This is a genomic window from Brytella acorum (assembly GCF_029309905.1).
Taxonomy (GTDB): Bacteria; Pseudomonadota; Alphaproteobacteria; order Acetobacterales; family Acetobacteraceae; genus Brytella; species Brytella acorum.
On the sequence record NZ_JARBJP010000011.1, the window covers coordinates 43,003 to 52,852 of the forward strand.

A 9,850-nucleotide genomic window follows, 5' to 3' on the forward strand; every position below is an offset into this window, starting at 1 on the left:
ACGGGATATGCTGCTGCGCCGCCCCTATTGGTATCTGCGTCACGGTGAGACGGACTGGAATGCACAGGGACTGTCGCAGGGGCGAACCGACGTGCCCCTGAATGCGACCGGGCGTGAGCAGGCGATCGCGGCGGGCGAGCGGCTGGCGCGTCACTGGCGCGACGGTGTGCGTCCGATGACCTGCATCGTGGCCTCTCCTCTGGAGCGGGCCCTGAACACGGCCCGGGCCGCTCAGGCCGCGATCCGCGATGCGAGCGGCGTCGAACTGCCGCTGAGCGTCGATCCCGAGCTGGAAGAAGTCTGTTTCGGGGTCATGGAAGGCGAGCCGATGGGGGATTGGTATGATCCCTGGATCGAAGGCGAATATCTTCCGGAAGGCTGCGAAACCTTTGCCGGTCTGACGGAACGCGCGGCGCGCGCCGTCACCCGCGCTCTGGAACATGCGGGGCCCGAGGGGCTACCTCTGATCGTGGCGCATGGCGCTCTTTTTCGCGCGCTGCGCGCCGCGATGGGCTTGCCGATCAACGTCCGCCTGGCCAATGCCGTGCCGCTCTATGTGTCGCCGGAAGGCGAGGGATGGTCTCTGAAAGCCTACGCGAACTGAGCCGGGGGCCTTTTGAAGGCCGATTCGGTTGCGGTTGCTGCGCTTTTCAGGTATGGCGCCCCCTCGCGTGGGCACCCCTGGAGGCCTGCGCGCAGCATGAAGAGGAATTTTTAAGTGGCTACGAATCTGACGACTCTCGAAGTCTCGAAGCGCGCGAAGGCTGGTAAGGGGGCAGCGCGCGCAACGAGACGTGCCGGTCTTGTGCCGGGTGTGGTGTATGGCGCCAAGCAGGAAGCATCGCTGATCCAGATCGATCCGCGCGTGATCATGAAGGAAATGATCCGTGGTGGCTGGCGTTCGCGTCTGTATGAACTGCCGATCGACGGCACGCCCGTCCGCGCCCTGATGCGTGAAGTGCAGCTTCACCCCGTCTCCGACCAGCCGATCCATATCGACTTCCAGCGTCTCGCGCCGGGCGAGAAGGTGCACGTGACCGTTGCCGTTCATGTGACGGGCGAAGACGTCGCTCCGGGCATCAAGCGCGGCGGCGTTCTGAATCTCGTGCGTCATTCCGTGGAAGTTCTCGCGGATGTCGATCACATCCCGACCAGCTTCACGGTTGATCTCAGCAAGCTCGACATTCATGACAACGTGCGCTGGGATGATCTCGAAGGCACCGAGAACGTCACGCCGATGCTGCAGCTGCCGAACTTCGTGATCGCCACGATCGCGCCGCCGACGGTCGATGCCGAGATGGTCGCCGAGGAAGAAGCCAAGGCCGCCGCGGCTCTGGCCGCCGCCGCCGCCAAGCCGGGTGCGAAGAAGAAGTAAGATCGATCATTCATGGCGGGGATGTTGCTTTGGACCGGGTTGGGAAATCCCGAACCCGGTATGCGGCGTCAGCGCCATAATATCGGTTTCATGGCGGTCGACAGGATCGCCGAGCGCCACGGCTTTTCGCCGTGGCGTGCGCGTTTCCGGGGGGAAACCTCGGACGGTGAGATCGGCGGGCACAGGATTCTGTTGCTCAAGCCCATGACCTACATGAATTTATCTGGCGAAAGCGTCCAGAAAGCCGCTCATTTCTTCAAAATCCCGGTTGTCGATATTACCGCCTTCCACGACGAGCTGGACCTTGCGTTTGGCAGGCTGCGTGTCAAACGGGGTGGCGGTGCGGCGGGACATAACGGTCTGCGGTCCATGGACCGGTGTCTGGCTGATCCCGGATACCAGCGTGTGCGTCTCGGGATCGGGCATCCGGGCGCGAAGGAGCGTGTAACCGGCCATGTGCTGGGCGATTTTGCCAAGGTCGAACAGAATGAACTCGAAGCGTTTCTCGACGCCGTGGCGGATGCCGCTCCGTTGCTGGCACGTGGAGAGCCGGAAGCGTTCATGACGAAAATAGCTATGCTTTGCGGGGAGAAGCGCTGATGGGCTTCAATTGTGGCATTGTCGGACTGCCCAATGTCGGCAAGTCGACGCTTTTCAATGCATTGACGGAAACTGCCGCAGCGCAGGCCGCCAATTATCCGTTCTGCACGATCGAGCCGAATGTGGGGCGCGTGGCCGTTCCGGATGCGCGGCTTCAGAAGCTTGCCGAGATCGGCAAGTCGCAGAAGATCCTGCCGACCAGCCTCGAATTCGTGGATATCGCGGGGCTGGTGCGTGGTGCGTCGCGCGGCGAGGGGTTGGGCAACCAGTTTCTGGCCAACATCCGTGAGGTCGATGCGATCATCCATGTGCTGCGCTGCTTCGAGGATGATGATGTCACGCATGTCGAGGGCGGCGTCGATCCCGTTCGCGACGCGGAAATCATTGAAACCGAGTTGATGCTGGCCGATCTCGACAGTCTTGAGAAGAGAGAGCCGGCGTTGCAGAAGCGCGCGCGCGGCAATGATCGCGAGGCCGCGGCCCAGCTTGCGGTGATCGGGCCTCTCCTGGCGGCGCTGCGCGACGGCAAGCCCGCGCGCACGGCCGTTCCCGCCGGTGAGGAGGAGACCGTGCGTCGTCTCCAGCTCATGACCAGCAAGCCTGTCCTGTATGTCTGCAATGTCGAGGAAAGTGCCGCGGCGACGGGCAACCGTCATTCGGACGCCGTGAAGGCACTGGCGGCATCCCAGGGCGCGGCCGCTGTCATCGTTTCGGCGGCCATCGAGGCCGAAGTCAGCCAGCTCCCGCAGGAAGACCGGGCGGAATTTCTCGAAGGGCTCGGGCTTCACGATTCGGGCCTCGATCGTGTCATCGCCGCCGGATACAGGCTGCTGGGGCTTCAGACCTACTTTACCGTTGGTCCCAAGGAGACGCGCGCCTGGACGATTACGGCGGGGACCAAGGCGCCGCAGGCGGCGGCGGTGATCCACAACGACTTCGAACGCGGGTTCATTGCCTGCGAGACCGTCGCTTACAACGACTATGTCGCCTGCGGCGGTGAAGTGGGAGCGAAGGAGGTCGGCAAGCTCAGGATCGAGGGTAAGGAATACGTCGTTCAGGATGGTGACGTGCTCCAGTTCCGCTTTAACGTCTGACGTGGTCCCCGGGCATCGTCTTCGAGTCCGGAGCCTTCTGAAAGACCATCGGAAAGATTCGTCCGTTTCTTGATCTGACGCGCTTCCGAACATGCGTTATGTCTGGTTGCCGGAGGTCAGAGGGATGGATGAGATATCAGCGACCAGGGTCATGGACGGCCTAACGGACGCGGCACGCGCGGCCGCGCGCCGTCTGGCTGTGTCCCCGCCAGCGCAGCGTGATGACGCGTTGCGTGCGGCGGCGGCGGCCATCCGTGCGGCGTCCCAGGCTATTCTCGCGGCCAACAGGCTCGACGTCGCGGCCGCGACGGTGTCGGACGCGTTTCTGGACCGTCTGACCCTGACGCCAGCGCGTGTCGAGGCCATGGCCAAGGGTCTGGAAGACGTTGCGGCGCTGCCGGAGCCTCTGGGAAAGATCCTTTCGGAATGGACGCGCCCCAACGGCCTGCTCCTGCGTCGCGTGGCAGTGTCTATCGGCGTGATCGGCATGATCTATGAGAGCCGTCCGAATGTCGGCGCGGATGCCGCGGGATTGTGCATCAAGTCAGGCAATGCGGTCATTCTGCGGGGCGGTTCCGATAGCCTGCATTCGGCCCGGGCGATTCACCGCGCGATCGTGACGGGGCTGGAAGCGGCGGGGTTGCCAGCCGCCTGTGTCCAGGTCGTGCCCGATTCGGATCGGGCGCATGTTTCCGCCATGCTGGGCGCCGCCGGTCGGATCGACCTCATCATACCGCGTGGGGGCAAATCGCTGGTCGAACGCGTCCAGCGTGAGGCGCGGGTGCCGGTGCTGGCCCATGCCGAAGGGCTTTGCCACACCTATATTCATGCGGGCGCTGATCCTGAGATGGCGCGTCGCGTGCTGGCGGATGCGAAAATGCGCCGGACGGGAATTTGTGGAGCGACGGAGACGCTGCTGATCGACGCGGCGATCGCGCCTTCCTTCCTGCCGGTTCTGGTGGAAGACCTGAAGGGTCTGGGCTGTCGCTTCGTGGCCGATGAGCGCGCGCGCGACATCGTTGCGAGCCTCGATGCCGCCACACAAGCCGATTTCGCGACGGAGTGGCTGGATTCCAAACTCTCGATCGCCGTCGTGGACGGCGTGGAAGCGGCGCTCGCCCACATAGCGCATTATGGCAGCCATCATACCGAGGCGATCATCACCGAGGACGAGACGGCGGCGACGGCCTTTCTCAACGGGACCGACAGTGCCGTGGTGATGTGGAACGCCTCGACGCAGTTCTGTGACGGCGGGGAGTTCGGGTTCGGGGCCGAGATCGGGATTGCGACGGGCAAGCTCCATGCGCGTGGTCCCGTGGGCCTCGAGCAGTTGACGACGTTCCGCTATGAAGTGCGCGGGACCGGTCAGGTGCGCGGTTGATGGTCTCCATTCCGACCTACGGGGACGACCGTCGTTCCGCGATCGGCCTGCTCGGGGGGTCGTTCAACCCTGCTCACGCCGGACATCTCCAACTCGCCCGATATGCGCTCATGCATCTGCGGCTGGATCAGGTCTGGCTGATGGTCACGCCCGGCAATCCGCTCAAGCCGCGAGAGGGCATGGCGTCCTTCGCGGATCGATTGCGCAGTGCGGAAGCGATCGCCGACGGGCGGTGCATCGTGGCGACGGATATCGAGATGAGGCTCGGCGCCCGCTATACGGTCGAGTCGCTGCGGCGCCTGAAACTGCGTTTTCCTCGCGCTCGGTTCGTCTGGCTGATGGGCGCCGATAGTCTGGCGAATTTTTCGCGGTGGCGCCGCTGGAGAAGGATCGCATCGCTCATGCCGTTGGTGATCTTGCCCAGACCGGGCAGTAATGCGGACGCGATCGCGAGTCGGGCGGCGTCGTGGATGCGACATATTCGGCGTCCCGCGCGGCGCGCGCCGGTCCTGTCACGTTATAAAGGTGATGCTTGGACTTTTCTTCCGGCCCCGCAGAACGGTATATCGGCGACAGCGTTGCGCGATTCGGGCATTACCGCGGGCACGCCCTGATTGCAAACCCGAACCGGAGTTTCAAGTCATCGCCAGGAAGCCGCCTACAGAATCCACCGCTTCGCCTCCCAAACGTCGGAGCACCAAACCCAGCACGCCATCGCCAGCCCTGGCTGAGGCCGCCAAGGCTGCGGGGACACCGCGCAAAAAAGCCTCCGTTGCGGGGCCCAGACCCGGCAAGCCAGTGACACGCGAGGTCGCGGAGCGCGAAGCCCTCGAGAAGGCGCTGGCGGTTATCGTGAAAAGCCTTGAGGATGACAAGGCTGAGGACGTGATCGTGCTCGATCTCGCCGGTCGTGCCAGCTTCGCCGATCGCATGGTGATCGCAACGGCGATCGTTGACCGTCAGATGGCGGCCATCGCGCAGCATATCGAGCAGAAGCTGGCCGAAGACGCCGGGATCAAACGTGTCCGGATCGAGGGCGCCAACGGTTCCGACTGGGTGCTGATCGATGTCGGCGATATCGTGATCCATCTCTTCAAGCCCGAAGCTCGGGCGCTCTACGGCCTGGAGCGGATGTGGGGCGAGGATCTCGATGATGGTTCGGAAGAGTCGATTACGACTCTCTGAGGCGGGAGAGCCGGTTTGTCCATGCGGCTGATCGCGGTCGGCCGCATGAAAGCCAGCCCGGAGCGCGATCTTTTCGAACGTTACGCCGGGCGCATACGTCCGCGACTGGACCTGACAGAACTGGCGGAGTCCAAAGGTTCCGCTGCGGAAGTGCGTCGTCGCGATGCGACGGCTCTTCTCGCCTGCTGTCCGGCGAACGCGCTGGTGATCGCCCTGGATGAAGGCGGAGCCACACCCGATAGTGGGGAACTATCCCGCATGTTGGAGCGTTGGACCGACACGGGGCGGCCGTTACATTTCCTGATCGGTGGGGCTGAGGGGCTGGAAAACCGGGTGATCGATCGAGCGGATGCCACGCTGTCGCTAGGTCGCCTGACATGGCCACATATGTTGGTGAGGGGCTTGCTCGCCGAACAACTTTACAGGGCCCAGTGCATCAGCACAGGCCACCCTTACCACCGGTCTGCACGTCCCTGAAACGGGACGACATGAAGTTCTTGCGCGTGTTAGCGGTTTTCGGCCGCGATCGTTTCTTCGATCGTTCTGGCGCTGGCTGGAGCGGATGCGACTTCCGTGCTCGAAACAGGGTGGCGAAGAGCGTCGTAATGGCTCCAGGCGGCGGCGACAGCGCGAGAATCGACTTCCGTCTTGCTCGGTCGGTCGATGTTGTTGTTCGCAACCATCACGCCATTATCGGCGCGCGCGTAAATAAAGCCGTAGGTCGGATAAATGCTGCCGTAGTCCCGGGTGCGGCCGTTGAGTGCCACGCGGACGGCGGACCAGTCATTATTGGGAGAAACGTCGATGACGCGGGTGTTGTGCGAGATCCCGCGCTGGCCCCAGTGAGACTGGTCGATAATGATCGTGCGGCTGTTCTCGACTTCCCGTACGACGGCGACATGTCCGAACGGCATGCGGCGAATGGCACGGAAATTGAGAACTGATCCTGCCTCGGGAGCCTGACCACGAGCATAAACGCCGCGGGCATTGTACCACCAGTCAGCGGCGTTCCCACGCAGCACGACGTCAGATGCAGTTTTTGCAAACGCCACGCACTGGATCACATGGCCGCTGCCATGACGACGGACGTAGCGGGCATGATGCACATTGCTGTGGTGACCGCTGGCATGTCTTTGATGCGGGTTGACGTGATGCGTCCTGGCCGAGGCGTCAGACGAGGAGAGGCCAAATCCGATCAGAGCAGAAAGAAACGTCAGAGAAGCAAATACAGGGCCACGGTAAAGTTTCAGGCGACTTCTCTGCATGACGGTAACAAATTCCTGCGTTTGGTGAAGAGGCTGTAAGAGGCACGTAACAGGGTTTTTGCAACCCTGACAAGCCGTAGACGCAGGGCGATTCGCATTTTTATTGTGGCCTGCACGACACGACGGTGTGCGCATCGTGCAGTGACGCGTTATTTCGTGGCGACGACCATGATCTCGACCAGAACGCGCGGATCGGCCATCAGGGCCTGCACGCAGGCGCGGGCGGGGGCCAGCCCTTCGGGAAGCCAGGCGCTCCAGATCTCGTTGAGGGCGGCGCGATCGTTGATATCCTTCACCCAGATCTGGGTCTGGAGAAGGCGGGTCTTGTCGGTGCCGTGCAATTCCAACAAGGCGTCCAGCTGCGCCAGAATATCCGTGGTCTGGGCCTTGATATCGACATTGAGGTCACGGGCGACGACGCCCATGGTGAAGATGAACCCATGATATTCGACGACTTTCGAGAGGATCGGGCCGGGTTCCGTGCGAATGATGCGACTCATGAAAGTTTCCTTATGAAACGTATTGATAAAGCGTGCTGAGTGTGTGCCGCGGTCGCGAGGTGGTCAACCGGCATGGTTGCGCGGTCTATTGCCGCGCGGTATCGCCCGAGGGTCATTGGTCCGCCCGCTTTGGTGCGCGGGGCAAGCCAGGAGAATCTTTATCCGCCCAAACCGAATCGGCCGATCGGATAAAGATGCTCGTCAAAACAGAGAATTGAGAGCCCAGCCCGTGAACCAATATAAACGGACGAGGCTCCAGCGGGGAGAAATCGGCGATGCGGGTCAGAACCGTTCAGGTCACGCCATTGCAACAGAACTGCACGCTGATCGAGGATCCAGAGACAAAGCGGGCCGTTGTGATCGATCCGGGCGGCGACGCCGAGGCGCTGGCGGAGACTCTGAAAGATTTCGAGGTCGAGGCCATTCTTCTGACGCATGGCCATCTGGATCACGCGGGCGGTGCCGATGCCCTGCGTGATCTTCTCTCCGCGCGTCAGGGCAGACCCGTCCGGATGCTGGGGCCTGACGAGCGCGATCGCTTCCTGCTGACCTCCATTGAACAGCAGGCGGCGGCTTTTGGCCTGACCGGCATGCGCAATGCCCATCCGGATCGCATGCTGAACGATGGGGAGGTCCTCAACCTGCTGAACCGGACGATCAAAGTGGCGCATGTGCCGGGCCATACGCCCGGTCATGTCGTGTTTATCATGCGGCCTGAGAAACTGGCGATTGTTGGCGACACGCTGTTCCGTGGCGTCATCGGTCGCACGGATTTCGCTTATGGTGATCATGAGGGGCTCATTGCGGCCATTCGTGAAAAACTGCTGACCTTGCCGGACGATGTAACGGTGGTTCCGGGGCATGGCTTGCCCACGACGATCGGAGAGGAACGTCGCAGCAATCCTTTTTTTCAGTGAAAGTCGTCATGCGAAAGCGTCAGGGAACGTATCGGCTGCTTGTCGGGGTATTGGTAATCGGGGCGTGGCTGGTGGGGGCGTCGGCTTTCGCGGAGGATGGCGCGACCATGGCTTCGGAGGTTACGGAAGCGCAACCGGAATTGCCCAAGGCTCCTCTCGTCATTACCTTGCGTGACGGTCGGAGATCACAGTTTTCCGTTGAGGTTGCGCGGCGTGCGCGGGAATTGGAGGTGGGGGAGATGTTCCGCACCTCCATCCCACCGGATGGTGGCATGCTTTTCCTGTGGCCTCGGCCGTTCGAAGCGGAAATGTGGATGCGTCATACGCTCGTTCCCCTCGATATTCTTTTTGTCGGCGCGGATCATCGCATTCAGGCGATCGCCGAAAATGCGGTTCCCTTAAGCGAGGCGCACATAAGTGGGCGGGGTCCGGCTGCCGCGACAATCGAACTGGCTGGCGGGACGACCGAGAAGCTGGGGATAGAAGTTGGTGACGCTGTTTCGTCTCCGGCGATGACAGGCGGGATACGTTCATCAGAATGAAGATATTGGTTACAGGTATCGCGGGGTTTATCGGCTCCTATGTCGCGGAATTTTTTCTCAACGAGCGTTGTGCGGTCATTGGGATCGACAATCTCAACAGCTATTACGACCCGGCGCTGAAGAGGGCGCGGCTTTCTCGGCTGGAGGGACGGGCAGGCTGCACCTTCGTGGAAGGCGACATCAGCGATCGAACGGTTATGGCCGAGTTGGTGTCACGTCATCCTGACATCACGCATGTCGTTCATCTGGCAGCGCAGGCGGGGGTGCGTCAGTCGCTCATTGACCCGTATGCCTACGTCAATGCGAATGTCATGGGACATGTCACGCTGCTCGAAGCGGTTCGGCAGCTCAAATCTCTCGAACATATCGTCTATGCGTCGTCATCTTCCGTTTATGGTCTGAACACGAGCCTGCCTTTCCGCGAGGATGATGAGGTCGATTCCCCCGGATCGCTCTACGCGGTCACCAAGCGAGCCAACGAGCTGACGGCGCGTGCCTATGCCCATCTCTATGGTTTGCCGCAGACCGGGCTGCGCTTCTTTACGGCTTATGGTCCGTGGGGGCGGCCGGACATGGCTTATTATGCTTTTGCTCGGGCCATCATGACGGGGCAGCCGCTGACGCTTTACGCCGGCGCGGGACTGGCGCGGGATTTCACATATATCGACGATATCGTCAGAGGGGTGGTCGGCGTGGTGACGCATGCGCCAGCGAGCGGGACGCGTCTTCTCAATCTGGGTGGGGATCATCCTGCGCCTGTGCGTCGGCTGGTTTCCCTTCTTGAGGAAAAACTCGGTCGTGAAGCGATGATCGTGGAAAAAGAACGTCCTCTATCGGATGTCGAGGCCACCTGGGCGTCCATAGAAGCGATTGAGACGCTGACGGGCTGGAAGCCGCGAATCTCTTTGGAGGCTGGTATTGATCGATTCGTGGTTTGGTTTTTGGGATATGAGGGTGTTTGAGGTTGGCTGATTAGGTGTTTTAGGGATTT

13 protein-coding genes are annotated in these 9,850 nt (G+C 61.8%); 11 read left to right on the forward strand and 2 right to left on the reverse strand.

Annotated features, from left to right (window positions below; translation table 11 throughout):
- Nucleotides 1–7: 7 nt before the first annotated feature.
- The 8 genes from PWM43_RS13400 to PWM43_RS13435 all read left to right on the forward strand — a co-directional run bounded on the left by PWM43_RS13400 (nucleotide 8) and on the right by PWM43_RS13435 (nucleotide 6,112).
- Nucleotides 8–604, forward strand: coding sequence for a histidine phosphatase family protein (locus PWM43_RS13400; protein ID WP_289843024.1), 597 nt, complete (start codon nucleotides 8–10; stop codon nucleotides 602–604).
- 114 nt (nucleotides 605–718) lie between these two features.
- The gene (locus tag PWM43_RS13405) at nucleotides 719–1,375 is read left to right on the forward strand and encodes a 50S ribosomal protein L25/general stress protein Ctc (RefSeq protein ID WP_289843025.1); all 657 of its coding nucleotides are present in this window, start codon (nucleotides 719–721) and stop codon (nucleotides 1,373–1,375) included.
- 21 nt (nucleotides 1,376–1,396) lie between these two features.
- The gene (gene pth, locus PWM43_RS13410) at nucleotides 1,397–1,975 is read left to right on the forward strand and encodes an aminoacyl-tRNA hydrolase (RefSeq protein WP_289843039.1); all 579 of its coding nucleotides are present in this window, start codon (nucleotides 1,397–1,399) and stop codon (nucleotides 1,973–1,975) included.
- On the forward strand, nucleotides 1,975–3,069 hold the full coding sequence (gene ychF, locus PWM43_RS13415) for a redox-regulated ATPase YchF (protein ID WP_289843026.1): 1,095 nt from the start codon (nucleotides 1,975–1,977) through the stop codon (nucleotides 3,067–3,069). The genes pth and ychF overlap by 1 nt, the downstream gene beginning before the upstream one ends.
- A gap of 124 nt (nucleotides 3,070–3,193) precedes the next feature.
- Nucleotides 3,194–4,450, forward strand: coding sequence for a glutamate-5-semialdehyde dehydrogenase (locus tag PWM43_RS13420; protein ID WP_289843027.1), 1,257 nt, complete (start codon nucleotides 3,194–3,196; stop codon nucleotides 4,448–4,450).
- On the forward strand, nucleotides 4,450–5,064 hold the full coding sequence (locus PWM43_RS13425) for a nicotinate-nucleotide adenylyltransferase (RefSeq protein ID WP_289843028.1): 615 nt from the start codon (nucleotides 4,450–4,452) through the stop codon (nucleotides 5,062–5,064). Before PWM43_RS13420 ends, PWM43_RS13425 begins: the two co-directional genes overlap by 1 nt.
- Nucleotides 5,065–5,173: 109 nt before the next feature.
- Nucleotides 5,174–5,635 (forward strand): ribosome silencing factor, encoded by a 462-nt coding sequence (gene rsfS / locus PWM43_RS13430; RefSeq protein ID WP_289843040.1) that lies wholly within the window; start codon nucleotides 5,174–5,176, stop codon nucleotides 5,633–5,635.
- Nucleotides 5,636–5,656: 21 nt separating this feature from the next.
- The gene (locus PWM43_RS13435) at nucleotides 5,657–6,112 is read left to right on the forward strand and encodes a 23S rRNA (pseudouridine(1915)-N(3))-methyltransferase RlmH (RefSeq protein ID WP_289843029.1); all 456 of its coding nucleotides are present in this window, start codon (nucleotides 5,657–5,659) and stop codon (nucleotides 6,110–6,112) included.
- A 29-nt stretch (nucleotides 6,113–6,141) separates the two neighbouring features.
- On the opposite strand, the gene PWM43_RS13440 is transcribed toward PWM43_RS13435, so the two are convergent.
- Together PWM43_RS13440 and PWM43_RS13445 are read right to left on the reverse strand one after the other, a co-directional pair.
- Entirely contained in the window at nucleotides 6,142–6,900 is a 759-nt protein-coding gene (locus PWM43_RS13440; RefSeq protein ID WP_289843030.1) for a CHAP domain-containing protein, read from the reverse strand.
- Between the two features lie 149 nt (nucleotides 6,901–7,049).
- Complete coding sequence (locus tag PWM43_RS13445) at nucleotides 7,050–7,400, reverse strand: RidA family protein (protein WP_289843031.1); 351 nt, start codon at nucleotides 7,398–7,400, stop codon at nucleotides 7,050–7,052.
- Nucleotides 7,401–7,675: 275 nt separating this feature from the next.
- Here PWM43_RS13445 and PWM43_RS13450 point away from each other — a divergent pair, with 275 nt between their 5' ends.
- From PWM43_RS13450 to PWM43_RS13460, 3 genes are read left to right on the forward strand one after another with little or no spacing between them, the layout of a single operon-like run.
- A complete protein-coding gene (locus PWM43_RS13450; protein ID WP_289843032.1) occupies nucleotides 7,676–8,317 on the forward strand; it encodes an MBL fold metallo-hydrolase in 642 nt (213 codons plus the stop codon).
- An 8-nt stretch (nucleotides 8,318–8,325) separates the two neighbouring features.
- Nucleotides 8,326–8,859, forward strand: a complete 534-nt coding sequence (locus tag PWM43_RS13455; protein ID WP_289843033.1) for a DUF192 domain-containing protein — start codon at nucleotides 8,326–8,328, stop codon at nucleotides 8,857–8,859.
- A complete protein-coding gene (locus tag PWM43_RS13460; RefSeq protein ID WP_289843034.1) occupies nucleotides 8,856–9,821 on the forward strand; it encodes an NAD-dependent epimerase/dehydratase family protein in 966 nt (321 codons plus the stop codon). Before PWM43_RS13455 ends, PWM43_RS13460 begins: the two co-directional genes overlap by 4 nt.
- Nucleotides 9,822–9,850 lie beyond the last annotated feature (29 nt).

Bases quoted from the DNA above. Each gene is read 5' to 3' on its own strand.
- PWM43_RS13400 (WP_289843024.1), top strand. From the start codon at position 8: ATGCTGCTGCGCCGCCCCTATTGGTATCTGCGTCACGGTGAGACGGAC.
- pth (WP_289843039.1), top strand. From the start codon at position 1,397: ATGTTGCTTTGGACCGGGTTGGGAAATCCCGAACCCGGTATGCGGCGT.
- ychF (WP_289843026.1), top strand. From the start codon at position 1,975: ATGGGCTTCAATTGTGGCATTGTCGGACTGCCCAATGTCGGCAAGTCG.
- PWM43_RS13420 (WP_289843027.1), top strand. From the start codon at position 3,194: ATGGATGAGATATCAGCGACCAGGGTCATGGACGGCCTAACGGACGCG.
- PWM43_RS13425 (WP_289843028.1), top strand. From the start codon at position 4,450: ATGGTCTCCATTCCGACCTACGGGGACGACCGTCGTTCCGCGATCGGC.
- PWM43_RS13435 (WP_289843029.1), top strand. From the start codon at position 5,657: ATGCGGCTGATCGCGGTCGGCCGCATGAAAGCCAGCCCGGAGCGCGAT.
- PWM43_RS13440 (WP_289843030.1), bottom strand. From the start codon at position 6,900: ATGCAGAGAAGTCGCCTGAAACTTTACCGTGGCCCTGTATTTGCTTCT.
- PWM43_RS13445 (WP_289843031.1), bottom strand. From the start codon at position 7,400: ATGAGTCGCATCATTCGCACGGAACCCGGCCCGATCCTCTCGAAAGTC.
- PWM43_RS13450 (WP_289843032.1), top strand. From the start codon at position 7,676: ATGCGGGTCAGAACCGTTCAGGTCACGCCATTGCAACAGAACTGCACG.
- PWM43_RS13455 (WP_289843033.1), top strand. From the start codon at position 8,326: ATGCGAAAGCGTCAGGGAACGTATCGGCTGCTTGTCGGGGTATTGGTA.
- PWM43_RS13460 (WP_289843034.1), top strand. From the start codon at position 8,856: ATGAAGATATTGGTTACAGGTATCGCGGGGTTTATCGGCTCCTATGTC.